This is a genomic window from Streptomyces sp. S.PB5, assembly GCF_030403745.1.
GTDB lineage: Bacteria > Actinomycetota > Actinomycetes > Streptomycetales > Streptomycetaceae > Streptomyces.
Map to the genome: position 1 here is coordinate 131,560 of NZ_JAQMWP010000021.1, position 24,501 is coordinate 156,060.

Below are 24,501 nucleotides of genomic sequence, written 5' to 3' on the forward strand. Positions count from 1 at the left end.
CGGTCGTTCAGCGTTCGAGGACCAGGCCGTGGCCCACGCCGATGCAGAGGGTGGCGACGCCGGTGCCGCTGCCCTTACGGGCGAGCTGGTGGGCAACGGTGCCCGCGAGGCGGGCGCCCGGAGGTGGCGAGGGGATGGCCGAGGGGTATGCGCCGCCCCGCGGGTTGAGGATGACAGGGTTGAACTCGGGCCGGTCGGTCACACCGTCCAGGACCTGGGCGGCGAGCCACTGCCAGTGTCGCGCCGTCCAGCACGTCGGCCACCGCCTTCTCAGCCGTGGCGACCACCTTGTCCATCACGCCACGACCTCGCAATCGGCCAGCTCGGACGGGTGCTGGGCCAGCGGTGTGACCTCGATGCTCATGTAGGGGAAGAGCGGCAGGTTCCAGAGGATACGGTGCAGCGCCTCGTTGTCGGCCACGTCAAAGACGCTGATGTTGGCGTACTGGCCGACACAGCGCCAGATGTGCACCCACTCCCCAGACTTCTGCAGTTCCTGGCAGTAGGCCTTCTCGCGCGCCACCAGGTCCCCGCGGACCCCGGGGGCGAGGTCGCGCGGGATGTCGACGTCCATGCGTACGGCGAACAGCAAGGTCGATCACGCCTTGTCGAGCACGAAGTCGTAGGTGACCGCACGGCCAGTGCCGTCGCCGACCGGGGTCGGGTCGAGGATCAAATCAGGCTTGACGGCGGAGGCGATGTCGTCGGTGACATGGCTGCCGCCCTTGAAGTACAGCTGGGTGGTGATGAGCTCACGGCCGGGCGCCGAGACCTTCAGGTGCAGGTGGGCGGGGCGCCAGGCGTGCCAGCCAGCCGCGGCGATCAGCTTGCCGCAGGCTCCGTCGGTGGGGATTTGGTAGGGCGCCGGCTGGATGGTGTGGATCTTGAAATGTCCTTGGTCGTCCGCGATGACAGTACCGCGCAGGTTCCATTCGGGTAGATTCGGTGCGAATTGGGAGTAGAAGCCGTCGTCGTCCGCCTGCCACATCTCGACGCTCGCCCCGACGAGTGGCGTGCCGTCCACCGCCCTGACCTGTCCTTGGAACAGCAACGGTGTGCCTGGCTCGTCGTCCCGCATGGGCAGGATCGCCTCGGCGGGCAGCCGCGGGGAGTCGGGGACGTAGTAGGGGCCCTCGATCGTGCCCTTGGTGCCCTCACGGTCCGCGCCTGCCACCTCCTCCACGACATGTTCGACCCACACATCGAGGAAGAGTGGCCACTCGCCGTCCTCGCCGACCTGGATCAGCCAGGACTTCAGCGCGTCGTACTCGGAGTACGTGACCTTGTGGCGGCGGATGATGTCGTGTGCGGCGGTGAGGAGTTCGGTGACGAGGGTGTCGACGCGCTTGGTGTCGACACCCGTGGTCTCCGTGCGCTGCTTGGTGCGGAACTGCTTGGTGGCTGCGGCTCCGGACGCGGCGGCGGTGGTCTGCTCGGAGATGCTATTGGTCATGTCATTCCCGTCCCTCGGAAGTGGATTGGGTCAGCGGTCCTGGCGATAACGGTTCAGCTTGCCGGGGTCGATATCGATGCCGAGTCCGGCGCCCTCACGGATGCGCAGGGTTCCGGACTCGATGGTCAGCGGATCGCTGAGGAGGTCGTCGGTCATGTCCAGGAAGTTGGACAGCTCACCGGCGTAATGCGAGGCGGAGCGGTGGGCGGCGCCGAAGGCAACGGTGCACAAGGTGCCGATCTGACCGTCGATCTGATTGCCCATCAGCACAGGTACGCCCAGTCCCTCGCACTCGTGCAGCACACGCTGGGAGGCGGTGAAGCCCGTACGGGCGGTCTTGATGCTCACGGCGGTGGCGGAGCCGCCGAGGATCTCGCGGGTCACGTCCGCCGCGCGGGTGACACTCTCGTCGGCGATGAACGGCACCGGGCAGCGCTCGACCAGCCAGCGCCGGCCAAGCACGTCGTCGGCGGGGCACAGTTCCTCGGCGAAGGCCAGCCCGAGGTCGGCCATCTCCCGCAGTGCGCGGGCCGATTCCGCGGCGCTCCAGCCCCGGTTGCCGTCGATGTACAGCTCGACGTCCGCTCCGAGGGTCTCGCGCAGTGCTCGGCAGGCGGCCACGTCGTCGGTGTAGGGGCGGCGGCCGACCTTCACCTTGAAGGTGGTGATGCCGTAAGTGTCGCGTATCCGCTCGGCCTCGGCGACCATCTGCGCGGCGGGCGCGAAGCCGACCATGTGGCTGACGCGCATGCAGTTGGTATAGCCGCCGAGCAGTCCGGAGACCGACATGCCCGTGGCTTGGCCGAGGAGGTCCCACAGGGCCATGTCGAGTGCGGCCTTGGCGGTCGGATTGCCGACGGTGCGGTCCAGGAGTTCGTGGATGACTTCCCGCTGCAGCGCCGTCAGGCCCAAGATCTGCGGCGCGAAGATCCTGTCGATGACCGCGACAATGGACTGCTGGGTCTCGCCGTAGGTGTACGGCCTCGGCGGCGCTTCGGCGGTGCCGACGAGGCCTTCGTCGGTGTGCACCCTGACCAGGACGTGGTCGGCGGTATGCACCTTGCCACTGGCGAAGCACAACGGTTTCCTGTACGGAATGGCAAAGGGTATTGCCTCCACTCGGACGATCTTCATACCACTCCTTCGAGCCAGGTGAAAGTTGTCCATTGCGAGCCCGGCTGTCATGAGGGCCAACGCAGCGCGCAGTCATGCCGGGAGCGTTCGCTCGTTAGCGAAGCTGAAGCACACGTCCGGCTCGGAGCCCCCCGTACACCGACCGAGGGCGGTGGACCGCGAGGGCGGCTATCTCGGCGAATCGTCGCGACGTCGAGTATCCGCGCCGATCGAGCTACCACGACAGCGCATGTTTTCGATGAAGTGCTGCGATCGAGGTTATGCAGGGGCGGGGTGTCCCGGCTGAGGCGTGTATCGATAACATGGGTGCATTCAGGCAAAAGGATCGATCTGTGAGTAGCACCTAGCGCAGAGCCGAAGGATGACCATGAGCGAACCAGAGAACCCTCCGGCAGGCTGCGGGGCCGAGTCCAGCCCGCCCGGTGTGCTGGGTGCCACGGCCCAGGCGATGCTCGGGCGGATAGACCTGTCCCTCCCTCAGTTGCAGTACTTCGTTGTGGCTGCCGACTGCGGGAGCGTCTCTGCCGCGGCGATACGGCTACATGCATCCCAGTCCGCAGTCTCTTCGGCAATCCTGAGGCTGGAGCGGCAGCTTCAGATCCAGCTGTTCATCCGGCACCACGCCCGGGGCATCGTGCTGACCGAGAGCGGGCGGCGCCTGGTCGCGGACGCGCGGGCCATCCTGCGCAGTGTCATGGACCTGCAAGAACGCAGTCGTTCGCTACAGGGTGTACCGGTTGGCGAGACCGAAATCGCCTGCTTCACGCCGCTAGCGTCGTTCGTCCTGCCGCCGATTCATCAACTGGTTCGGGAGCGGTATCCAGGCTTGATGCTTAACGTTCGCGAGGTCGACGGCACGGCGGCGGCCGAGAGTGTTCGGGATGGACTGTGTGAGCTGGCGCTGACGTTCGACAGCGCGCGCACCTCCCAGGGCGTGAGATTCATTCCCCTGAGTCGGCTGCGTCCTTACGCACTGGTGGCCCCTGACGATCCGCTGGCCGCCGTCGGCCAGGCCTCGCTGGGTGAGTTGTGCGAGCGGCCGTTGATCATTTTGGACTACGGAGACGGGGCGGGGTTCGTGCGGGGGCTGATCAGCAGCCAGCATCTGAACCCTCCGCGTACGACGACGACGTCCACATTCGAGACGATGAGGGGGCTGGTAGCCGCAGGTGTCGGCTTCGGCATCGTCAACCAACCGGCCGGCACGAGGCTGCTGCATGAAGGTGTTGCCCTGGCTCAGGTCGAGATCGTCGACCGTCTGCCCATGCCCGCGATCGGCGTCGCGATTCCCGACCGGGGCCGGCCGACCCGGCGCGTGGAGGCACTGACGGAGATCTGCGCAGAGGTCTTTGGCGCCGTGTACGGGCAGTGCGATCCGCCGGAATCCGCAGGCGCCTCCACCCGGGGTGCGCAGGCGTCGCCCACGCACCCCGACGAGAACTGACCGTCAAGAAGCATCGTCGACGAGGCCAGCAGGCTGTGTGCGAGCCGTGCCCTGCGGTGCGGTGGCGACGGCTTCGACCAGGCCGTCGGTGAGCTCGGCGTGACGGCGGTCGCGCGTGAAGGCGGCGGAGACTCCTGTGACGAGGCCTGCCGCCAGCATGAGAGATCCGACACCGGCAACCGCGTGGCCGCCGCTGGTCAGTGAGGTGGCGATCATAGGTGTGAACCCGCCGGCGACCACGGTGGAGATCTGCATGCCGATCGAGGCGCCGGTGTAACGGCTCTCGGTGTCGAAGCTCTCGCTCAGGAGGGCCGGCCATGGCGCATACATGACCGCTTGAAGGACGGTTCGGCCCCAGATCGCGGCGATCAGCAGCAGTGTGGGGGAAAGCGAGTTGATCATCCACATCATCGGGAAGGCCGTGATGACAGCACCCACCGCTCCCGCGATGATGACCTGTTTGCGGCCGAGGACATCGCTGACGTACCCGAAGACGGGGAGAGTGAGGATGACGAAGCCGGAGGCAATACCCACGGCCAGCAGCAGGAACTGGGGGTCGTAACCGAGGTGGGTGCCGTAGGCCACCAGCCAGGTGCCTATGATGGCCTGAAGCGCCTGGGGGCCGATGCCGATGCCGATGCATGGGAGAAGGACGCGGGGGTTGCGCAGCGCCTTCACCAGGGGAGCGGACCGCTTTCCGGTCTGTCCCAAGTTCTTGGTTTGCTCGAACGCGGGAGTCTCCTTCACGCTGAAGCGCATGTAGATACCTACCGCGAGCAGGACGAAGCTCATGGCGAAGGGAATGCGCCAGCCCCAGGCGTTGAATTGATCGTCCGGGAGGGTCAGGACGGCGGCGGTCACACCGGTGGCCAGCAGCGAGCCGAGCGGGCCGCCCGTCATGGGAGCGCTGCTCCACAAACCTCGCCGTTTTGCGCTGCTGTGCTCGGCTGCCATGAGCAGCGAGCCGGCCGACTCGCCTCCGAGCGCGATGCCCTGCGCGATGCGCAGGGTCACCAGAAACGTGGGCGCCCAGAGCCCGACCTGGTCGTAGGTGGGGAGGAGGCCGATGAGCGAGCTGCTGATCGCCATCAGCGTGATGCTGATGATGAGTACCCTCTTCCGGCCGAGCCGGTCGCCGTAGTGGCCGAAAATGATGCCACCCAGTGGTCGGGCGACGTATCCGGCCGCGAAGGTGCCGAACGAGGCGATCTCGCCGCCCCAGCCGCTGGAGCCGAAGAAGAGCGGGCCGAAGACGAGCGCCGCCATGGTCCCGTAGAGGATGAAGTCGTACTGCTCGATGGCGAAGCCGAGTAGTCCGGACGCTGTCGCCTTGTACAGCTGCCGCCTGTCGGAGACCGAATGGCTGCTGGGGCCTGACACATGAGCTGATGGCATATGAGAGGGTTCCTTGCCGATGATGGACCTGGCGGAGGTCCAGGTTGAGGGTGTTGCTTCTCCTGGAATCTGTGAGCGTCGGACGACTCCACGTTCCTGGGCGTGGCTGAGTGCTGGGCGAGGCTGAGACGGATCCGACTGGGGCTCCAGTGCTCCGGCCGATCCGCCCGGGCTGGCCGCTGGCCTAGGGTCTCGCTCGTGAGTGGCGAACCAGCCATCGAGTAAAAGCAGTATCCGGGTGCCGGCTAGTACACAAAAGCGTGAACTCTCGATGCACAGCTCCGTGTCATGCGATGCTGGTTTACAGCTGTGTCAGCGGCCATTTGCTTTTCCGGTGGCGTCCAGACGTTCCACGCCCTCATGGCCGACCCGGCGGGCTCTGATCAACATTTCGGGATTGCCCAGAGCGGCCATGCATCAGATTGATCATGGATGCGTATTACGTGATCAGATAGTTGACGTGCTGCTGCCGCACCTGGCGTCCGTGGCCGTGACTGACCTCCAGCTCGTCGGCACGACTCTGACGATCACCGCTGCGACGGTTGCGGAGACCGCGTCATGCCCGACTGGTACGGTCAACTCGCGGCGTGTGCACGGCCGTTACGGGCGCAGGTTTGCTGATGTCGCCGTCGGGGACGTCCGGTGACGATCTATCTGACGGGTCGTCGGTTTCGGTGTGAGGTGTCGTCGTGTCTGCGCCGGAGCTCCGCCGAGCAGGTTGAGGGACTGACGTTCCGATACGGGTGTCGCAGCCAGCTCCAGCAGGCCATGCCGACGGTGATCGGCCGGTTCCTGGCCGGGCGGGCCGGGGTCCGCCTCGCGGCCATGCTGTACTGCCGGGTCAGCCCGAACACCCTGCTCGGCCGCCTCCGGGCACTGCCGGCGGATCGGAGCCCGCGAGTGCTGGGGGCGAAGACTTCGCCGTCAAACGCGGACACGTCTACGCGGCCTTGCTGATCGACATCGAGGACGGCCGCCCGGTGGACGTGCTGCCCGAACGCACCGCCGAGACCTTCACCGCCTGACTCCGGCAGTACCACGGAGTGCGATCGTGTGCAGAGACAGGGTCAGCGGGTATGTGGAGGCAGTTCGCATGGCCGCGCCGGACGGGGTCCGGATCGCGGACAGGTTTCATCTCTGGCTCAACCTGTGCAAAACGGTTGAGAAGCGCGTCCTCGTCCACCGGCGCTGCCTTACGCCACCGGAAGGCGAGGTCCAGAGCGCGGTCGTGGAACCTCCGAGGGGCCACCGGCGATCGAAAGAAAGCGAGCGGCGAACACCCGGCGTCACTTCGCCGCGGTGTACGAGATGCACGACAAAGGCGTCGCCATCGACGTCATCTCGAAGACCCTGCGGATGGACGGCAAGGCCGTCCGCAAGTACGCCCACGCGACCACGGTGGAGGGACTGTTTGCGCCGCCCCGGCAGAGCCGCAAGATGCTGCAGCCCTGTGCCGAGTACCTCAACATGCGCTGGCAGGAAGGCTGCACCGACAGCGGACGGCCCTTCCGCGAGATCCAGTAGCGCGGCTATCGCGGCATCAGTCGCAGTGTCCGGCGCTGGCTCGAACCTCTGCGCTCGGCCGACGCCCCAACGCCTAAGCGATCCGAGGCGCCCACCGCCCGGCAGGTCACCGGCTGGCTCACCTGCCACCCCGAGAACCTCAGTTCTGGCCGGCAACTCCGCTTCAAGCGCATGACGGCCCGCTGCCCCGAACTCGCCGACCCGCGACGGCACATCGCGGCATTCGCCACGATGATGAAAACCTCGACGGCCACCGCCGACCCCGCTGGACCAAGGCCGCCGAGGGCAACGACCTGCCGCCCTGCGCAACCTCGCCAAAGGGCTCGACGCCGTGTCCGCTGGTCTCATCCTGTCGTACTCCAGAGACATCGTCGAAAGATACGTAAACAGGGTCAAATTACTCAAGCGACAAAGGCTACGGACAGGCCGACTTCGACCTGCTCCGACGCCACATCCTGCTCACTCCCGTGAGCCGTCGCTCTGGGCCATCCCGAAATGTTGATCAGAGCCGCATCTACGGGCCGCCGTCACACCTGCGCCTGCGTGGCCCTCTGCGGGATCGTGTATCGCTTCATGTGCAGCATTCCATCAAGAACATGCGCTTTATCGATGGCCTGGTAGGTATCCATACTCGGCATCGCCACCACTTCTACGCCCACAGGAGTTGCTCATGCTTGACGAGAGGCTCGCGGAGACGTTTCCGGAGATGCCCACCAGGGCCATCGAGGAGGAGCGGGCGCACCGGAAGCTAATGCTGGCCGCCGGGTTCCGCCTGTTCAGCAAGTTCGGCTTCGAGCAGGGGATCGCCGGGCACATAACCGTGCGCGACCCTGAACTCCAGGATCACTTCTGGGTCAACCCGCTCGCCGTACCCTTCTCTCACATCCGGGTCTCGGACCTCCTGCTGGTTTCGCACGACGGCAGGGTTGTCGAGGGTGACCGGCCGGTGAACGCTGCCGCCTTCGCCATCCATTCCCAAGTCCACCTGGTCCGTCCCGACGCCGTCGGCGCCGCCCACTCGCACTCGGTATACGGCAAGGCGCTCTCGGCGCTCGGCGAGTTGTTGGAGCCCATCACCCAGGAGGCGTGTGCCTTCTACCAGGACCACTCCCTGTTCGACGACTACACCGGGGTCGTGCTCGACTTGGAGGAGGGCAAGCGCATCGCGCACGCCCTGGGCGACAACAAGGGTGTCATCCTCCGCAACCATGGGCTTCTGAGCGTCGGCACCACCGTCGAGTCCGCCATTTGGTGGTTCATCGCCATGGAGCGCTGCTCCCAGGTCCAATTGCTGGCCAAGGCTGCCGGGACCCCCGTGCACATCGACCCGGAGCAGGCGGCGATCACCCGCCAGCAGGTCGGCGGGGAGCACGCTGGCTGGTTCCAGTACCAGCCGTTGTTCCAGCGCATCCTCCGTGAGCAGCCCGACCTCCAGGAGTGACCGGCGCCTCGACCTGCCGGTCATCTGGAGGAGAGCACTGGCAGCAGGCAAGGCACCCCCGACGTCCCATGTCCGACGACTGGCCCGGACCCACCGGCGGTAACGGGCGCACATAGACGAAGCCCCCGGTCCACCGGCCCCAGTCGGCATGTGCCGCGATGCGGGCCAGCCAGGTTCAACCCGAGAGGGAACACGGAAATGTCAGAGCTTCAGCAACTGCGCGATACCTACTTCCCTGGCACCGAGGTCCTCCGGCCCGACGAGATGCGGATCACCGCGCTGGGCACCGGCCGCCCCTTCCTGCGCATGGCCCAGGCGAACGCGGGCTGGTTCATCGAGCTCGGCAACGGGGACTGCTTCGTCTTCGACTTCGGATGTGGGTCCTTCTCCCGATTCACCGCACTCGAACTGCCGATCTCCCGGATCACCGCAATGTTCACCACCCATCTCCACACCGACCACGTCGGCGACTTCGGCGCCTACTGGGTCGGCGCCCGCGCCGGCGGTCGCCTCACGCCCCTTGAGATGTATGGGCCATCGGGAAGCATCCCTGAGCACGGCTTCGCACACTTCGTGAAGTGCCAGGTCATGTCTTACCAATGGGACATCGATACCCGCCGGGGGCTGCTCCCGATCGCGGGGGAGGAGGTGAAGGTCCATGAGTTCGAGTGGTCCAAGACTCACGTGGTCTACGAGGCCAACGGTGTCAGGATCACCAGCTTCCCGGCCGTTCACATCCACGACGGGGCCGTCGGACTGCGGCTCGACTGGAAGGGGATGTCCTTCGTCTACTCCGGTGACACCGCTCCCAGCCAGTTCCTGGTCGACGCCGCCCAGGGCGCCGATGTCCTCGTCCACGAGTGCTTCAATTCCATGCCTCAGCTCATGCGTAAGTCCGGATACGGGATCAAGACCGCCAAGGGCATCGGCCACTGGGCCCACACTCAGCCGAGTGACGCCGGCCAGGTCTTCGACCTGGTCAAGCCGGGCCTGGCGGTGCCGTTCCACTTCAACAACGACTTCGACACGGTCATCGAGCTCTCCGACGAGATCCGCCAGTCCTACGACGGCGACCTCGCCTTGGCCGATGATCTGATGGTTATCAATGTTCGCCCCGACGGGCGCCGCGTGCGCATGGCAGTAGCCTCGTCGCGTACGTGGCCCAATAAGGACGACCACGCTGGCTTTGAGTCGGCGGAGCGGGGCGAACGGGCCGTGATGTCCGACTGGCTGCGTGCGGGCCGCATCGACTTCGGCGAGCCCGAGGCTCCCGCAACGGCGTGAGCGCGCTGCCCGGCATGGGGGTGGTCGTCTCGGCGTGGGGGAGCCGCCCGTGGCCGGACCGGTCGGGCGATGGGCGGGTCTGGTTGGTGCAGCTCGTGAGCACGGATGTGAGCCTCATTGACCTGCCTGCATCGTTTCGCCAGGGCCCCGTGACCGACACCGGCTCGGCGAAGACCGGTGGGCCTCAGCACCACACTGGACCTGTCATCGTGGACGTGAGGCGCGTCGGAATCGTTGAAGGAAGCGTTGGTGGCTCGCCTCTCGTCCGGCCAGACCGGGGCGCCGTGGTTCGACGCGTTCGCCACCTGACCACCCGTGCTCCCGCAGACGGGGAGAATAGTCACGGACTGGCTTCTGTCGAGTGCCCTCACGTCGCCAGCGCGACCCGCCACGGGCACTGAGCGCGCCTTCGACGTCGTACTCCAGAAGATCCGGGCGCTGGCCGGGGGACGCTGCTCAACTACGTGCTCGACGAGCCACCGAAAACGCAGCAGCTCTGTTGGTTACGCTGGGGCGCTCGATTCCAGTTGCCGGCTGTGATCGTCACCGCCGACGTGCGCAGCCGGAGACCAATGGCGTACCGCGCCAACCGCATTTCGCCCTTCTGCGCCATAGACCGGAGGGCTGCGGAGAGGCGGCGGTAAGCGACCGCAGTCGATCGTGGCTCGCAGACGTTGCTTGCCTGGCGGAGAAGGTGCCGCCTGTCGGAGGATGAGAAGTGGCTGTGAGCCGGTCCCGGAACGTCCCGTCCCGCACGTCACCCGTGTTGTCGTCTTGCCTGCGTATTACCTGCGCAGCATTGCGTGAGCGCTCCGGCGCCAGGCTTTTCGGATTACCTCAGTCACCCTCCAGAGGTGTGGGGCGCGGATCCACTCGACGTGAGACCTCCCCGGGATGTCACAACAGCTTGCAGCGGCCCTGCGGCATAGGCGTTTCTTGCATCCGACTTTTTAGGCAGATTCCGATGCTGTATACCTCGCTCACCCCTAGCCTTACCAGCCGTGACCGCCGACCGGGGTCAGGAAAGGAAACCCGTCCATGACCGATCAGGACATGATCGCCACGCTTGTCAAGCGCATCGAGGTCCTTGAGGACGAGGCCGAGATCCGCCGGCTCCAGGCGCGCTACATGTTCCTATGTGACACCCCGTGCCCCGAATTCGGTGTGCGTGACGACGGCCACCGCATTGACTTGATCATGGAGCTGTACTCGGAGGACGCTGTCTGGGAGGGCGTCGGCGATTACTACGACAACCAGTTCGGCCGCGCGGAGGGCCGCGCCGCAGTCCGGGCGCACTTCGAGCAGTTCTGGGGACGGAAGCAGGACCCCGCGCTACTCCTGAACGCACACTACGTGACTTCGGAGCAGATCCATGTCGATGGTGACGAGGCCACCGGACAGTGGATCCACGTGCAGCCCTGGCTCTACTCGGATGGGACCGCTTTGTTGCGTTCCAGCCGGCTGAACAACGCCTTCAGCAAGATCAGCGGCGAGTGGAAGATCAGCCGTACCCGCACGGAGAACGTTTTCATCGCGCCGCTACCAAAGAACTTTGCTGAGACCTTTGCGGCCACGTCGGTTCTGATGCGCGCGTGACTGTGACGCATGTGGACGGAAGGCTCAGCCAGTGGAACACCTGCCGTGCACTCCGGAACCCTGAGGCGTCACGGCAGTCGTCGTCGCCTGGTTACTGGTGCAGACCGGCGTCTGAGCTTCGGCAGGGTCGACGTTCGCTGGCACCTCTCCGGTATCGCAGGTGGCACCGGAGGTGTGGTCCGCGGGCTTCCCGTTGGGGGGAGATCGGTGGCGCCGCCGTCCGTGAGACCTGCCGCGAGCAGGTCTTCCGCCCGGTTGGTCGCCATCCCGGAGGAGGTCCCGGCCTTCGCTAGCGGCAGGCCTGCGGCCTCACCGCGACCGTCCACGCCCATGATCAGCCGTGCCCGCCGAACTGGCCTGGGCGGCTTCAACGCCTCCGGCCTCGGCCGGGTGCCGGTTACGACGACATCGGGCTGAAGACCGTAAGCGTCATCCTGTAACACGTGGAGGGGCGGCGTCCGGAACTTCGGATGCCGCCCCTCCACGCGCGGCCACGGCACCTCACCCTGGGACATACGGGCATGACATGTGCAGGAATGGCTCAGACCTCAACCTGGTGCAGCAGGACGTCACGGACGAGCGTGCCTAGGCTCTCCGACGAGGTCTTCGCCTTGATACGGGCCCGGTGGACGTCCACTGTCTTGACGCTGGTGCCGATGCGCCGTGCGATTTGCTGGCTCGCCATTCCGTCGATGACCAAGCGCAGCACTTCGCGCTCCCGGGGCGTCAGCTGGGTCACCCGCTCCTGCACTGCCTGACGTTGAGCGTGCTCCGCGAACCGCCGCCGCGCTTCCACCAGTTGTTCCTGTATCACGTCGAGCATCTGCTGCGCGTCGTACGGTTTCTGCAGAAAGTGGACGGCGCCCTGACGCATCGCCCGTACCGACATCGATATGTCGCCGTGGGCCGAACAGAAGACGACAGGTGCCGGGTAGCCTCGCTGTGCAAGAACCTCTTGCACCTGGAAACCGCCGGTGCCCGGCATCCGTACGTCCACGATCAGCACTGCCGGCTCATCGGGGTCGAACTCGCTCAGAAATGAGGCGGCGTCCGGGTAGGTGAGCGCCTGGATGCCAACGCTCTCGAAGAGGAAGACCAGCGAACGGCGCAGATCGTCGTCGTCATCGACGATGTGTACGATGGCGGCTGGCTCCGTGCCGTCGGCCAGGGGTCCGGTGAGGGGGGACGGCTCGGGGGGTAGGTCGAGCGAGGTCATGGCGGGCCTTCCGGAGATGCCTCGAATGAGGATAACTCGGTCGTGCGGCGATGCCGATACTGACGCATTGTCGGACTATGGCTTGAGTGGAAGTGCCGTGTCCTTGGCCGGCCGGCTCGTGCCTAGACGGGAGGAGGCGCATAGCCGCCGCGCGACTCGAGTGGCGGCGGTTCAGGCGGTGCGGATTACGGACTCGACGAAGCAGGCCGAGGCGAGGAGGTCCTCCTCACCGTTTGCACGCCCCACCACCTGGATGCCCAGCGGCAGTCCACCGGCATCCCGCAGGCCCGGCACGGTGATGGCAGGGAGGCCCAGAGCCTGCCAGGGCCGGCTGAGCACCGGGTCGCCAGTCGCCGTCAGGCCGATCGGCGCAACGCCCGGGGCGGCCGGGCCCAGTACCACATCGTGGGTGTCCAGGAGCCCGGCCAGACGACTCCGCCCCCGGGCGACCGTGGCTCGTGCCCCTTTGTAGTCCGCCTGCGAGACGGTGGCGCCGCCGCGCAGCAGTGCAGCGAGTGGCTCACTCAAACGGCAGGCGACGCGCAGTTCCTGAGCCCGCTCACGTGCCGCTTCGTAGGCCATGACTATCAGGTGCGCGTCGGCGAGCTCGGGGGCCAAGTGCTCTTCCGGAAACGGATCGACGACGGCGCCGGCTGCCCGCAGCCGGGCACCGGCCGACTTCACCGCCTCGGCCATAACCGGATCCACGACACCGAGCGCCTGGGCGGTCCACAGTAGTACCCGTGGCGGACGCGGTGAGCGAAGCCCGGCGTCGCGGGCACCTGTAAGGGCCGACCAGGCGAGAGCCAGGTCAGTGACCCGGGCGGTGTAGAAACCGTGCGCGTCCAGGCTGGGGCTTAGCCCCGTCACACCGTCGTTGGGCAGTCGGCCGTGGCTCATTACCAGCGCCGCGACCCCGCAGTACGCCGCGGGGCGGGTCACCGAGCCGGCCGTCTGTGAGCCGAGCGCCAGCGGCACCTGCCCGGAGGCGACCGCCGCCGCTGAACCGCTGGACGAACCGCCGGGCGTGTGCCCGGTGTCGACCGGGTTGCGGGTCGGTCCCGGAGCGAAGAAGGCGAACTCGGTGGTGACGGTCTTGCCAGCGGGTATGGCACCGGCTCGGCGCCAGGCGGTGACGACCGCCGCGTCGGTGCTGGCGGGCTCGGCTCCTGCCCGCAGCACGGAACCGCACCGAGTCGGAAAGCCGACGACATCGATGATGTCCTTCACCCCGAGCGGCACTCCGCGCAGCGGGCCGTCGACCTCGGCTCCGGCCGTGGCGATCTCGGCGGGCGGCGTCACCCATGCCCTCAGCTCCGCCTCGGTCTCGGCGACACGCCTTCGGGTGCGGGCACGTGCCTCCTCAGCGGTGATGGTGCCCTCGGCGAGCGCGGTCACCAAGTCGCGCAGCGGCCAGGGGGCCTGGTACGAGAGGCCGGTCATGCTTCCTCCCAGGCGACGTCGGCGGTCCAGTAGTCCATACCGCTCGCGCTGACGTCGTGACGCCATGCGGAGATGCGGCGCAGAAGGGGTTCCACCTCGGCGGTCGTCCTGTCCGCGGCGTCGGGGCCGTCGGCGGGGACCTGCCAATGCACCCAGTTGAGTTCGTGGCCCTGCGCGTCGTGAACGAAGAGGTCCACATGGCGCCAGCCGTAGCCGTGGATGTCGGTGTAGCACATCAGTGTCATGCGGTTGCCGCCTCTGGCGGCCTGTCGGGTCACGCCGCAAACCTCCGGAAAGATCGGGGATGGTCGGGGTGCGGATGCCGGCGAGGGGTGCTCCGCCGAGCTCTACGCCGTGAGCGGCTCGGCGGCAAGGGGGTGGAACCGGCGCTGGAAATAGACCAGGCCGCCGTTGTCGTCCCGTGCGGCCACCTCGTCCACCAAAACGAACATCACGGTGTGCGAGCCCTGGGCGTGATGGCTGGTGATCTGCCCGACGACGGAGGCGACGGCATCCCGTAGCACCGGCACCCCGGTCCCCTTGAGGCGCCAGTCGGCGTCGGTGAAGCGCTCCTCCAGCGACATCCCACCGCGGCCGGCGAAGCGCATCGCGATGTCCTGGTGCCCGGCACCGAGTACGTTGACACAGAGGCGTCCGTTGCCTAGGAAGAAGTCGTGCGTGTAGCTGGACCGGTTGACGCAGACCAGCATGGTGGGCGGAGCGTCGGTCACCGAACACGCAGCACTCACCGTGATGCCGGCGCGGCCGTACGGACCGTCGGTGGTGACGATGCTGACGGCAGCTGACAGATTCGCCATCGCGGAACGGAACTCGCGCTGCTGCCGGGTCGGTTCGTTCGCCTGCGGGGCCGAACTGGACACCGTTGCCTCCTGGCACTGGGGAATCAGACGGATCGACCGTACGCACCACCGGGCGCCGCCCGATATCGAGACTTCCTCCGGCGGAATGAAGGATTTCCCCTACGCTGTCTCAGCAGTTCTCGTCCGGCCCCGCCTCTGGAAAGGGCAGCGCGAAGGAGAACCGTGATCCGCCGCCCTCACGGCTCTCGGCCCAGATCACGCCGTGCTGACGGGTGATGATGCGGTAACTGAGCGCCAGGCCGATGCCGCTGCCGTGCTCCTTGGACGTGAACGACTCCGCGAACGGATCCCGCTGCAAGCCCCGCCCAGTGTCCTCGACCTGGATCAGGCCGCAGTTGTTGTTGCGCGCACTGACGACGCGCAGCACATGGTGCCCAGGTTCGCACTGCGCCAGCTCGTCGACGGCGTTGAAGCACAGGTTCAGCACCACCTGCCCGGTCAGCACCCGCTCGCAGCGCACCCGCACCGGCTCGGGGGACAGGCCGGTCTCGACCCGCACTCCGGCCTGCGCGGCGCGCAGTCGCACGAAATAGAGACACTCCTCGACGATGTCGTTGAGGTCGACCACCTCAAGGGAGTGTTCCAGGTGTCCGACGAAGGCTCGCACCGAGTTCACGATGGTTGCCGCTCGCTCGATCTGCCGCTCGGCGCTCTCCAGCCCGTAGGCCAAAGCGTCGGTGGTGCCGGGCTCGGCTCGGCCCTGCGACTCCAGCAACCGTGCGCGGCTGCGCACGCCGGCGAGGAAGTTGCCGGCCGCAGCCAGCGGCTGGCCCAGTTCATGCGCGATGGCCATCGCCATGTCACCCATGGCGTTGTAGCGGGCGAGGTAGTTCTCCTGCTGCAGTTCCCGCTCGCGCCGTTGCTCCTCCTGGACGCGCTCGGAGACGTCGTGCAGCAGCATCAGGAAGCCCTCGCCCTCAGCGCGCAGCTGCTCGAGCGAGCCCTCGAGCCACACAGTGCCCCAGCGGCGGTCGTCGTCGCGGGAGGGCACCTCGAGCTGTACGGTGCTCACCGGGTCGGCGCGTTCCAGAGCGGCCTCCCAGGTGGAGAGGCGGCCGTCCAGCCACACCCGGGCGTAGCCCTGCAGCAACTCCAGCGGCTCGTTGAGCGGCGCGCCCAGTGCGGAAAGGGCGGTGTCGGTGGCGAACCGGATGCCCCCCGCCGGATCCAGCATCAGTGCCAGCGCCGAGGTGTGGTGGGCGAGCGCCTCCACGTACGACGTGGTCAACCGCAGCTCCCGCTCGATCTGCTGCTCCCGCTCGATGTCCCGGAACTGCACCATCACCACTGGGCCCCGCGCCAGCTCGACGCGGGTCGCGACTGCATCGGTGGGGATCACCCGGCCGGTCCGGGACCGGTAGTGCCACTCCGTGCGGCTGGTGCCCTTCTCCACAGCTTCCTGCAGCCACGCCCGGCCGAGGACCCGGTCGTACTGCTGCGCCGAACTGCTCATATGGTTCGCCTTCAGCGGCCGCAGCTCTGTGACGCTCCACTCCAGCACCTCGCAGGCGGCGGGATTGGCCCACAGGATGTTTTTCGTCGCCGCGTCATGGATGAGAACGCACTGCACGGAGGCGTTCATCAGGGCGAGGAAGTCATCGGGCACGAACTCGGGGACCTGGGATTCGACCTGCATCTGCCCAGCGTAGAGCGGCTCCGTGCCAGGCGGGCGCTCCGACTGCGCGCGGGCGTCGGCGGCACGTTCGCGTAGGTGATTCCTTTACTCGGCAGGGAAGTCACCCCCCTCCTCGGAGAGGCACTACCGATTTCCCCACCCTGCCCGGCCTCCTAGGTTCGGTGCCACGGCGAATCAGTTCCGCCGCAGACCCCGATCCGACAGGAGCCGCCATGGCGCAGACGTTTGTGAACGGTCCGGAGACCATGAGCTCCTGCACAGCCGCGGCGCAGACCGCCTTCGAGGGGGTGCTCGCCGAACTTGCGGACAGGCGGGAGGAGTTTCAGGCCCAGAGGTATGTGCCGCGGGACTTTGTGGAGCGTCTCAAGCAACTCGGCATATACCGCGCTGCCACGCCCGCCCGCTTCGGCGGCGAGCCGCTTCCGCCGGCGGAGTTCCTCGACCGCGTCGAGCGGATCTCCTACGTTGACGGTTCCACGGGCTGGGTGGCCAGCTTCGGCTCTGCCCTCGTCTACCTCGCGGCCCTGCCGCTCGACACCCAGGCCGAGCTCTACGCCGACGGTCCGGATGTCGTCTTCGCCGGCGGTCTCTTCCCCGTCCAGCCCGTCAAGACCACCGAGCGTGGCTTCCTGGTCGACGGCCGCTGGAAATTCGCCAGCGGCTGCATGGGCGCCGACGTCCTAGGCGTCGGCATCCCTGGCGACGACTCCACTGCGGGCAAGCCCCGCACCGCCTTGCTCCGCCCCGACCAGGTGGAGATCGTGCCGGACTGGGACGTCGTCGGAATGAAGGGCACCGGCTCATTCGACCTCAAGGTCGACCGCGTCGAGGTGACTCGTGAGTGGACATTCATCCGCGGCGGTGAGCCCACCGTCGACGAGCCGCTCTACCAGTACCCGACCATCGCGTACGCCGCCCAGGTGCTCGCCGTCGTCGGTGCCGGCGTTGCCCGCTCCGCCCTCGACCACGCCCGCCGGGTGGGAGCCGGCCACACCGGCGTCACCGGCGCCCCCAAGCTGGCCCAGCGCTCCTACTACCGCACCGGCGTCGCCGAGGCCGAGGCGGCCCTGCGCTCCGCCCGCGCCTACTTCTACGAGGTCACCGAAGAGACATGGGACACCGTCCTGGCGGGCGAGCTCGCCACGGACGAGCAGAACGCCCACCTCCGCCTTGCATCGACACATCTGGCACGCACCGCCGCGGCCGTCGTCGAGGACGTCGTCGGACTTTCCGGCACCGGTGCGGTCGCAAGCGGCCACCCTCTCCAGTCACTGCGCGGCGACGCGCTCGTCCCGAAGCAGCACGCGTTCCTCGGCCCCGGACTGATCGATGCCGCCGGCGCCGTTTTCATGGGACTGGAACCCACCGTCCCGGGATTCAAGTAAGCCCCACCGACAGGAGACGAGAGATGAGCGATCAGCCCCTGCGCGTGCTGTTCTGCATTGGCATCAACCAGAACTTCTTCGACCTGCCCCGAGACGGAGTCACCAGTAAGGACGTGTGGGCCGCCTTCACCGAGATGATGGACGACATCAAGGCCCTCCCCGGCATCGACTTCATCGGCGACATCGACGACGATTCCCACCTCGTCGGTCCTTCCGACGCCTGGCCCTGGACCTGCTACCTCCTGGCCGACGCCGACTCCCAGACCACGGTGAAGGAGGCGTGCAACCTCTTCCGCACCGTCCAGGTCGGCGACAGCGATTACAAGCTGTGGAAGTACGCGAAGGTCGAGGCCCGCATCGGCCGCGCCCTCACCCCGCGCCAGTACCAGGGCTGACGAAGCCCGCCCACGCCAGCCCGACCCGTGCCGTGACCACCCCGGACACGTCCCTGGAGGGATCCGATGACCACCCACCCTGCAGTCCCGGCCGACCTGGTCCAGGAGGACCGGGTCGCCGGCCACCTTTACACCGATCCCAAGATCTTCGAACGCGAACTCGACCGCATCTTTGAGAACACCTGGATCTGGGTCGCCCACGACAGCGAGCTGCCCAAGCCCGGCAGCTTCAAGACCGCCTTCGTGGGCCGGCACCCCGTCGTGGTCACCCGCGACCGCAAAGGCACCGTCCGCACCCTCCTCAACCGCTGCCGTCACCGCGGCGCCAGCGTCTGCGAGAAGAAGCAGGGTGAGGCCAACGGGTTCACCTGCCCCTACCACGCCTGGTCCTACGGGCTCGACGGCCGGTTGCGCGGCATCCCCTACCCCGACGGCTACGAGGGAGTGGTTGACAAGAAGGACTTCGCCCTCAAGAGCCTGCGCACCGAGTCGTACGGCGGTCTGGTCTTCGCCACCATGAATGACGGCATCGAGACCTTGGAGGACTTCCTCGCCGACGCCCGGATGTGGATCGACAGGTTCATGAAGCAGGGCGGCGGCTTCCCGGTGAAGGTCCTAGGCAAGCACCGGTTCAAGTTTCACGGGAACTGGAAGATCCAGCTCGAAAACACCACCGACGGCTATCACTTCCCGATCGTCCACCGCTCCTGGATGGCCTCCGTCGACGCAGAGACCGCGGACATGATGAGTTTCATGACCGACCCGGAGTGCACCACGCACGACTTGGGCAACGGCCACTCGGTGATGCAAATGGTGCCGGAGCACTCCGACCTCGACGCAGACGACGGCACTGAGGAGCTCCAAGAGCGCTTCAGCCACATCGTTGCGGCTCTGCGCGCCCAGGGCATGGACGACGCCAGCATCCGCAAACTAGTGCGCGCCATGCACGGCACCGGCTTCAACCTCAACCTCTTCCCCAATGTCTCGATGTCCAGCGCCTTCTTCCGGGTCCTGCGCCCAGTCGCCGTGGACGAAACCCACATCGAGCACGTGGCGCTCGGCGCCGACGGCGGCGAGGAATGGGCTGAGGCGGTCGACGTCGTCAACCGGGAACGCCTCCGAATCCACGAGCACTTCCAGGGCCCCTTCGGCTTCGGCACCCCCGACGACGCCGAGGGCTGGGACCGCGTCCAACGCGGGACCGCCGCAGATCCCGATCTCCCCATCATGATCAATCGCGGCCTCGCTCGGGAGAAGACGAGCCCGGAGGGCTGGAAGACCTCCCACGTCACCGACGAGACCGGCATGCGCGCCGCCTACGCCAAGTGGAAGCAGATGATGAGCGATGACTGACATCCTGACCACGGCCCCCGGATCCCCCCTGGTGATTCCTACCTCGGACCCCCGCGTGCAGCGAGCGATCGATCTGGTCTGGCGCGAGGCGGACCTCTTGGACCGAAAGCAGTACCAAGCCTGGAACGCCGTTTTCGACCCGGACGGTCACTACGTGATCCCGATTGACCCGGAGGCCGACGAGCCGGACTTCGCGGCCACCTTGAACATGGTGTACGACGACGCCCGCATGCGTGATATGCGCGTCACGCGCATGACCGGGGGTTACGCGATATCTGCCGTTGACTCTGCCCGAACCGTGCGCACTCTCTCCCGGTTCGTGCCGCTGGCCGTATCGGACACCGAGGTGCGGCTCCGCTGCGCACAGGCCCTCGTCGCCTACAAGCGCGGCCGCCACGACCTGTGGGCCGCCGATCTCGAGCACCGTGTCGTACTCTCGCCGGACGGACCCGCGGGGGACCGGATCTCCCTGAAAGTGGTCCGCCTCGTCGACAGCGAGGACGTCGTGCCGTCGGCAGGGTTCCTGCTGTGAGCGCCGAGACAACCCGCCTCGCGGGAGACGTCGCCGTCGTCACTGGCTCGGGAAACGGCCTCGGAGCCGTGATCGCCGGCCGACTCCATCGCGGCGGCCACCGTGTCGTCGTCGCGGACATCAACGCGGACGCCGCCGGTGCCGTCGCGAAGGAGCTAGACGAGACCGGTGCCACAGCCATGGCCGTGCGCACCGACGTCGCCGACGGCACCGCTGTGCAGCAACTGCTCGAGCAGGTTGTGCAGACGTGGGGCCCGGTCCGGGTCTTGGTGAACAACGCCGCACGCACGCAGGCCAAGGAACTCCTAGAGATCACACGGGAGGAACTGGACGCGGTCATGTCCGTCAATTTCGGCGGCACCTTCACCGCCTGTCAGGTCTTTGGCGCACACATGGGCGATGAGGGATACGGACGCATCGTCAACATCGCCTCCCTAGCGGGTCAGAACGGCGGGACGTCGACCGGTGGCCACTACGCCTCCTCAAAGGGGGCCGTGATGGCGGCGACCAAGGTGTTTGCCCGGGAACTGGCGAGCAGGGGGGTGACCGTCAACGCGGTCTCACCCGGGCCGCAGGACCTGCCCGTCGTCCACCAAATCGTCGGCACGGACAATCTCGTGAGCTTTGTTCGCAGCATCCCCGTCGGAAGGCTCGGCAGTTCAGGGTTCATTGCGGAGATGGTCGCTCTGCTGGCCTCCCCGGATGCCGCCTCGGTGACCGGGGCTTGCTGGGATGCCAACGGCGGCCTCTTCATGCGCTGAGCAAGCTTCTTCAGTGGCCGATGTTTCCGGCGGCCGATGCTTTCGGGAAGGACGACATGACCGATATCCAGGTGCGGGTCGCCGAGGTGCGCACCGAGACACCCTCGGTGCGCACCTTGCGGCTCGTGAGCACCGACGGCACCCAGCTCGGCCCCTATCCGGCTGGCGCCCACGTCGACGTGGTCGGACCGACCGGGATCCGGCGTCAGTACTCCCTGTGCAACCCGCCCGCCGACATCGGAACCCTGCTCATCGCGGTGAAGCGGGAGCCGGATTCTCGCGGTGGGTCCTTGGCTCTCCACACCGTGGTGGAGGGGGACGCGCTCAGCATCGGCGAGCCCCGCAACCTGGTGTCAGTCGCCGACGAGGCCGACCGGCACCTCTTGGTCGCCGGCGGCATCGGTATCACGCCCCTGCTCAGCATGGCATACGAACTCCACCGTCGCGCAGAAGACTTCGAGCTCCTGTATTTCGCGCGGTCGGCGGGTGAGTGCGCGTTTCTGCGCCTGCTCTGCGAGGAGGTGACCTTCAGGGACCGGGTGGAGGTCCGCCTGGGGGTGCCACGTGACGAGCAGCTTCCGCTGGTCGAGGCTGCGATTGCGAGGCTGACTGCTCGTAGCCATGTCTACACCTGCGGACCTGAGGGCTTCATGGCACAGGTCTTGGCCGCCGCCGAGCCTGTGGTCGGCGGCCACGTTCATGTGGAGCATTTCGAGGCGGCCGAAGCCGACACCTCGCAGGACACTGCGTTCGCCGTCGAACTGGACACGGGGGAGATCTTCGAGGTCCCCGCGCACCGCTCGATCCTCTCCGTGCTTACGGAGAACGGCGTCGACGTCGCCAAGTCCTGCGAGGAGGGCATCTGCGGATCGTGCGTCTCGGGTGTCCTGGACGGCGTGCCCGATCACCGCGACAACTGTCTGTCTGTCTCCGACAAGGCGGCCGGTGACCAGATAGCGCTATGTGTTTCGAGGGCCAGGACGCCCAAGCTCGTCATCGAGCTTTACTGAGTCCGCCGCTCGTGATCGATACACCTAGACCGTATGGAGAGTCGACGGACTGGCCGTCGGCCGACTCGGTCGGCTGCCATGCTGGTTGGCGGTGGGGCCGTACGTGCGGAAGGCGCCAACCGTGCTGTTGGTGCGTACGTTCCCCGGGCTGGATGTCCACGCCCGCTCCGTGACCGCGTCCCGGCTGTATGCCGAGACCGGAGAGGTCTCTTCGCTGAAGCTGTCGCCGGTGCCGGATGCGACGCTGGCGTGGGTGACCTCGCTGCCCGCTCCGGTGGCGATGGCGGTGGCGTATGAGGCCGGGCCGACCGGGTTCGGCCTGGCCAGGACCTTGGCCTCGGTCGGAGCGCGATGCGTCGTGGTCGCACCGTCGAAGATCGAACGCCCCCGGGCGACCGGGTCAAGACCGACCGGGGGACGCCGAACGGCTCGGCCGGCATGTATGACCGCTCCAGCCGCCCCCACCACTCACCCCGCAGGCCCCCCGCCCACCTCGAGGATCAGGTGATACGGCTGCGCCGAGAGCACCGCATCGGACTGCAGCGGATCGCCGTGCGGACTCAGATCGCCCCTCGACCGTCCGCCGCATCCTCACCGCCCACCACCTGCCGCCCCTGGCGACCCTGGGCCGGGCCACCGGACGGCCCGTGCGCCGCTACGAACGCTCCCGGCCCGGCGAACTGCCGCATGTCGACGTCAAGAAGCTGGGCCGCATCCCCGACGGCGGCGGCCGCAGGATGCTCGGCCGGGCTGCGGGCCGCAAGAACCGCTGCCACGCCGGACTGGCCTACCTGCACACGGCGTTGGACGACCACTCCCGACGCGCCTACGAGGACCTGCCCGACGAGAAGGCGGCGACCTGCGCCGCCCTCCTGCGACGGGCCACCGCCTGGTTCGCTGCCCACGACATCGTCGTCGAACGCGTACTGACCGACAACGCCTGGGTCTACACCAAGAACACCTGGCGCGGCACCTGCCAGGAGCTCGGCATCCGACCCCCGCTGGACCCGGCCCTGGCGGCCGCAGACCAACGGAAGGGTCGAACGCTTTCACCGCACCCTGCTCGACGAATGGGCCTACCAGCGGCCCTACACCTCGCACGCCGAATGCCGGGCAATGGCTAGTGTGATGCGCCAGAAATCTGGGACGTAAGTGGCTAGGTGGTTTTGCTGTCGGGCGGTGCGAGCTTCGTGAGGTAGTCGGCGAGGGAGCTGAGGATCTTGAGCTGCACCCCGTTTCGTGGAGTCCCTGATGCCAGGGTTACGATCCTGGCGAAGGAGATCCACCAGCACCATGGCAGCACCGCGTAAATACCCCGACGAGCTCCGCGAGCGCGCAATCCGTGAGGTCCGGGCCACCGGCCGGCCCGTCGCGCATGTCGCGCGGGATCTCGGCATCCATCCCGAAGCCCTGCGCGGCTGGGTGCGCCAGGCCGAGGCCGACAGCGGCGAGCGGGACGACCGGCTGACTACCGCCGAACGCGACGAGCTCAAGCAACTCCGCAAAGAAAACGCGGAGTTGAAGCAGGCGAACGAGATCCTCAAAGCGGCCAGCGTGTTTTTTGCCCAGGAGATCGACCGTCCCCGGACGAGGCCGAGCAAGTGATCGACCACCTGCGCGAGAAGGGCCTCGGGGTCGATCCCGTCTGCCGGGTGCTGGAGTTGTCGCCGTCCACCTATTTCGCCCGCAAGAAGCGGCCGAAGTCCGCCCGCCGGCTCCGCGACGAACAGCTGATGCCGCTGATCGAGGAGATCCACGCGGAGTCCGGGGCCACCTACGGGGCCCGGCGGATCACCCGCGCCCTGCGGCGCAAGGGCATCGAGGTGGCCCGCTGTACCGTCGAGCGGCTAATGCGCGAGGTGGGTATCGAGGGGGTCATCCGCGGGCAGCGGCGCCGCACCACGGTGGCCGAGCCGTCGGCGCCCCGCCCGCCGGACCTGGTCGACCGTGACTTCACGGCCTCCCGTCCCGACCAGCTCTGGGTGGCGGACATGACATATGTCCGCACCTGGTCGGGCTGGGTGTATGTGGCGTTCGTCCTGGACGTGTACTCACGGATGATCGTCGGCTGGCAGGTCGCGAACCACATGCGCACCGAACTCCCGCTGGACGCCCTGGAGATGGCCCTGTGGAGACGGAGGATCAAGACGGACTCCGGTCTCATTCACCACAGCGACAGGGACTCGCAATATGTGTCGATTCGCTATACCGACCGGCTCGCCGACATCGGCGCTTCCGCCTCGGTCGGCTCCGTCGCGGACTCGTACGACAACGCGATGGCTGAGGCGCTGAACGGCACCTTCAAGGCCGAACTGATCGAGATGCAGGGTCCCTGGACCGGTTTCGACCAGGTCGAACGAGCGATCTTCCAGTGGGTCACCTGGTACAACGAAGAGCGCCTGCACTCCGCGCTCGACTACGTCCCGCCCGCCGAGTACGAACGCGACTTCTGGCGAAGCCAGGAACACACCCCGCAGTCCGCCTGAAACAAGATCACCGGACTCTACAAAACTCGGGGCAGCTCAATCTCGTCGGCGGTCTTCGTCCAGGCGAAGGGCCGTGGGTTCTCGTTCCAGATATCGATCCAGGCCCTGATGTCGTCCTCCAGGGCCTTCACG

The 24,501-nt window shown here is 67.1% G+C and carries 21 protein-coding genes and 2 pseudogenes; 13 read left to right on the forward strand and 10 right to left on the reverse strand.

The window, feature by feature from the left end; all coding sequences use genetic code 11:
• Window positions 1–7 precede the first annotated feature (7 nt).
• The 4 genes and pseudogenes from PH203_RS40565 to PH203_RS40580 form a co-directional block, all read right to left on the reverse strand.
• Window positions 8–223 (reverse strand): annotated as a pseudogene (locus PH203_RS40565) (3-oxoadipyl-CoA thiolase); the annotation flags it as partial.
• A gap of 72 nt (window positions 224–295) precedes the next feature.
• A complete protein-coding gene (gene catC, locus PH203_RS40570) occupies window positions 296–592 on the reverse strand; it encodes a muconolactone Delta-isomerase (RefSeq protein ID WP_289926991.1) in 297 nt (98 codons plus the stop codon).
• A gap of 6 nt (window positions 593–598) precedes the next feature.
• On the reverse strand, window positions 599–1,453 hold the full coding sequence (gene catA / locus PH203_RS40575; protein WP_289926992.1) for a catechol 1,2-dioxygenase: 855 nt from the start codon (window positions 1,451–1,453) through the stop codon (window positions 599–601).
• Between the two features lie 30 nt (window positions 1,454–1,483).
• Window positions 1,484–2,587 carry an enolase C-terminal domain-like protein gene (locus tag PH203_RS40580; protein WP_289926993.1) on the reverse strand — a complete coding sequence of 368 codons (1,104 nt, stop codon included), beginning with the start codon at window positions 2,585–2,587 and terminating at the stop codon, window positions 1,484–1,486.
• Window positions 2,588–2,954: 367 nt separating this feature from the next.
• Here PH203_RS40580 and PH203_RS40585 point away from each other — a divergent pair, with 367 nt between their 5' ends.
• The gene (locus PH203_RS40585) at window positions 2,955–4,031 is read left to right on the forward strand and encodes a LysR substrate-binding domain-containing protein (RefSeq protein ID WP_289926996.1); all 1,077 of its coding nucleotides are present in this window, start codon (window positions 2,955–2,957) and stop codon (window positions 4,029–4,031) included.
• Window positions 4,032–4,034: 3 nt separating this feature from the next.
• Here PH203_RS40585 and PH203_RS40590 read toward each other — a convergent pair whose 3' ends face one another.
• Window positions 4,035–5,426, reverse strand: coding sequence for an MFS transporter (locus PH203_RS40590; protein ID WP_289926997.1), 1,392 nt, complete (start codon window positions 5,424–5,426; stop codon window positions 4,035–4,037).
• A 1,308-nt stretch (window positions 5,427–6,734) separates the two neighbouring features.
• Here PH203_RS40590 and PH203_RS40595 point away from each other — a divergent pair.
• From PH203_RS40595 to PH203_RS40610, 4 genes are all read left to right on the forward strand, one after another.
• Window positions 6,735–6,950 (forward strand): hypothetical protein, encoded by a 216-nt coding sequence (locus PH203_RS40595; protein ID WP_289926999.1) that lies wholly within the window; start codon window positions 6,735–6,737, stop codon window positions 6,948–6,950.
• A 670-nt stretch (window positions 6,951–7,620) separates the two neighbouring features.
• On the forward strand, window positions 7,621–8,391 hold the full coding sequence (locus tag PH203_RS40600; RefSeq protein ID WP_289927001.1) for a class II aldolase/adducin family protein: 771 nt from the start codon (window positions 7,621–7,623) through the stop codon (window positions 8,389–8,391).
• A 198-nt stretch (window positions 8,392–8,589) separates the two neighbouring features.
• Complete coding sequence (gntH, locus tag PH203_RS40605) at window positions 8,590–9,675, forward strand: guanitoxin biosynthesis MBL fold metallo-hydrolase GntH (protein WP_289927002.1); 1,086 nt, start codon at window positions 8,590–8,592, stop codon at window positions 9,673–9,675.
• Between the two features lie 1,038 nt (window positions 9,676–10,713).
• A complete protein-coding gene (locus tag PH203_RS40610; protein ID WP_289927003.1) occupies window positions 10,714–11,271 on the forward strand; it encodes a nuclear transport factor 2 family protein in 558 nt (185 codons plus the stop codon).
• A gap of 541 nt (window positions 11,272–11,812) precedes the next feature.
• On the opposite strand, the gene PH203_RS40615 is transcribed toward PH203_RS40610, so the two are convergent.
• From PH203_RS40615 to PH203_RS40635, 5 genes are all read right to left on the reverse strand, one after another.
• Window positions 11,813–12,487 (reverse strand): response regulator, encoded by a 675-nt coding sequence (locus PH203_RS40615; protein ID WP_289927005.1) that lies wholly within the window; start codon window positions 12,485–12,487, stop codon window positions 11,813–11,815.
• A 171-nt stretch (window positions 12,488–12,658) separates the two neighbouring features.
• A complete protein-coding gene (locus PH203_RS40620) occupies window positions 12,659–13,930 on the reverse strand; it encodes an amidase (protein ID WP_289927006.1) in 1,272 nt (423 codons plus the stop codon).
• On the reverse strand, window positions 13,927–14,208 hold the full coding sequence (locus PH203_RS40625) for a hypothetical protein (protein ID WP_289927007.1): 282 nt from the start codon (window positions 14,206–14,208) through the stop codon (window positions 13,927–13,929). The genes PH203_RS40620 and PH203_RS40625 overlap by 4 nt, the downstream gene beginning before the upstream one ends.
• Before the next feature lie 69 nt (window positions 14,209–14,277).
• Window positions 14,278–14,811: a flavin reductase gene (locus PH203_RS40630; RefSeq protein ID WP_289927008.1), complete on the reverse strand. Its 534-nt coding sequence runs from the start codon at window positions 14,809–14,811 to the stop codon at window positions 14,278–14,280.
• A 109-nt stretch (window positions 14,812–14,920) separates the two neighbouring features.
• A complete protein-coding gene (locus tag PH203_RS40635; RefSeq protein WP_289927009.1) occupies window positions 14,921–16,447 on the reverse strand; it encodes a PAS domain-containing sensor histidine kinase in 1,527 nt (508 codons plus the stop codon).
• Window positions 16,448–16,692: 245 nt separating this feature from the next.
• Here PH203_RS40635 and PH203_RS40640 point away from each other — a divergent pair, with 245 nt between their 5' ends.
• The 8 genes and pseudogenes from PH203_RS40640 (at window position 16,693) to PH203_RS40675 (ending at window position 24,369) form a co-directional block, all read left to right on the forward strand.
• Window positions 16,693–17,832 (forward strand): acyl-CoA dehydrogenase family protein, encoded by a 1,140-nt coding sequence (locus PH203_RS40640; protein ID WP_354671302.1) that lies wholly within the window; start codon window positions 16,693–16,695, stop codon window positions 17,830–17,832.
• A 23-nt stretch (window positions 17,833–17,855) separates the two neighbouring features.
• Complete coding sequence (locus PH203_RS40645; protein ID WP_289927011.1) at window positions 17,856–18,227, forward strand: hypothetical protein; 372 nt, start codon at window positions 17,856–17,858, stop codon at window positions 18,225–18,227.
• A gap of 66 nt (window positions 18,228–18,293) precedes the next feature.
• Window positions 18,294–19,580 (forward strand): Rieske 2Fe-2S domain-containing protein, encoded by a 1,287-nt coding sequence (locus PH203_RS40650; RefSeq protein ID WP_289927012.1) that lies wholly within the window; start codon window positions 18,294–18,296, stop codon window positions 19,578–19,580.
• The gene (locus PH203_RS40655; protein WP_289927013.1) at window positions 19,573–20,112 is read left to right on the forward strand and encodes an aromatic-ring-hydroxylating dioxygenase subunit beta; all 540 of its coding nucleotides are present in this window, start codon (window positions 19,573–19,575) and stop codon (window positions 20,110–20,112) included. The genes PH203_RS40650 and PH203_RS40655 overlap by 8 nt, the downstream gene beginning before the upstream one ends.
• Window positions 20,109–20,873 carry an SDR family oxidoreductase gene (locus tag PH203_RS40660; RefSeq protein WP_289927015.1) on the forward strand — a complete coding sequence of 255 codons (765 nt, stop codon included), beginning with the start codon at window positions 20,109–20,111 and terminating at the stop codon, window positions 20,871–20,873. The genes PH203_RS40655 and PH203_RS40660 overlap by 4 nt, the downstream gene beginning before the upstream one ends.
• Window positions 20,874–20,893: 20 nt before the next feature.
• The gene (locus PH203_RS40665; protein WP_289927016.1) at window positions 20,894–21,883 is read left to right on the forward strand and encodes a PDR/VanB family oxidoreductase; all 990 of its coding nucleotides are present in this window, start codon (window positions 20,894–20,896) and stop codon (window positions 21,881–21,883) included.
• Between the two features lie 435 nt (window positions 21,884–22,318).
• Window positions 22,319–22,981 (forward strand): annotated as a pseudogene (locus PH203_RS40670) (IS481 family transposase); the annotation flags it as partial.
• A gap of 195 nt (window positions 22,982–23,176) precedes the next feature.
• Window positions 23,177–24,369, forward strand: a protein-coding gene (locus tag PH203_RS40675; protein WP_289927017.1) for an IS3 family transposase whose coding sequence is annotated in 2 segments (ribosomal slippage) — window positions 23,177–23,441 and window positions 23,441–24,369 — 1,194 coding nt in all. Because the reading frame shifts where the segments join, the coding sequence is not laid out codon by codon here.
• Window positions 24,370–24,501 lie beyond the last annotated feature (132 nt).

Bases quoted from the DNA above. Each gene is read 5' to 3' on its own strand.
- PH203_RS40655 (WP_289927013.1), top strand. From the start codon at position 19,573: ATGACTGACATCCTGACCACGGCCCCCGGATCCCCCCTGGTGATTCCT.
- PH203_RS40590 (WP_289926997.1), bottom strand. From the start codon at position 5,426: ATGCCATCAGCTCATGTGTCAGGCCCCAGCAGCCATTCGGTCTCCGAC.
- PH203_RS40585 (WP_289926996.1), top strand. From the start codon at position 2,955: ATGAGCGAACCAGAGAACCCTCCGGCAGGCTGCGGGGCCGAGTCCAGC.
- PH203_RS40595 (WP_289926999.1), top strand. From the start codon at position 6,735: ATGCACGACAAAGGCGTCGCCATCGACGTCATCTCGAAGACCCTGCGG.
- catA (WP_289926992.1), bottom strand. From the start codon at position 1,453: ATGACCAATAGCATCTCCGAGCAGACCACCGCCGCCGCGTCCGGAGCC.
- PH203_RS40665 (WP_289927016.1), top strand. From the start codon at position 20,894: ATGTTTCCGGCGGCCGATGCTTTCGGGAAGGACGACATGACCGATATC.
- gntH (WP_289927002.1), top strand. From the start codon at position 8,590: ATGTCAGAGCTTCAGCAACTGCGCGATACCTACTTCCCTGGCACCGAG.
- PH203_RS40635 (WP_289927009.1), bottom strand. From the start codon at position 16,447: ATGCAGGTCGAATCCCAGGTCCCCGAGTTCGTGCCCGATGACTTCCTC.
- PH203_RS40650 (WP_289927012.1), top strand. From the start codon at position 18,294: ATGACCACCCACCCTGCAGTCCCGGCCGACCTGGTCCAGGAGGACCGG.
- PH203_RS40645 (WP_289927011.1), top strand. From the start codon at position 17,856: ATGAGCGATCAGCCCCTGCGCGTGCTGTTCTGCATTGGCATCAACCAG.
- PH203_RS40640 (WP_354671302.1), top strand. From the start codon at position 16,693: ATGAGCTCCTGCACAGCCGCGGCGCAGACCGCCTTCGAGGGGGTGCTC.
- PH203_RS40620 (WP_289927006.1), bottom strand. From the start codon at position 13,930: ATGACCGGCCTCTCGTACCAGGCCCCCTGGCCGCTGCGCGACTTGGTG.
- PH203_RS40615 (WP_289927005.1), bottom strand. From the start codon at position 12,487: ATGACCTCGCTCGACCTACCCCCCGAGCCGTCCCCCCTCACCGGACCC.
- PH203_RS40610 (WP_289927003.1), top strand. From the start codon at position 10,714: ATGACCGATCAGGACATGATCGCCACGCTTGTCAAGCGCATCGAGGTC.
- PH203_RS40600 (WP_289927001.1), top strand. From the start codon at position 7,621: ATGCTTGACGAGAGGCTCGCGGAGACGTTTCCGGAGATGCCCACCAGG.
- PH203_RS40580 (WP_289926993.1), bottom strand. From the start codon at position 2,587: ATGAAGATCGTCCGAGTGGAGGCAATACCCTTTGCCATTCCGTACAGG.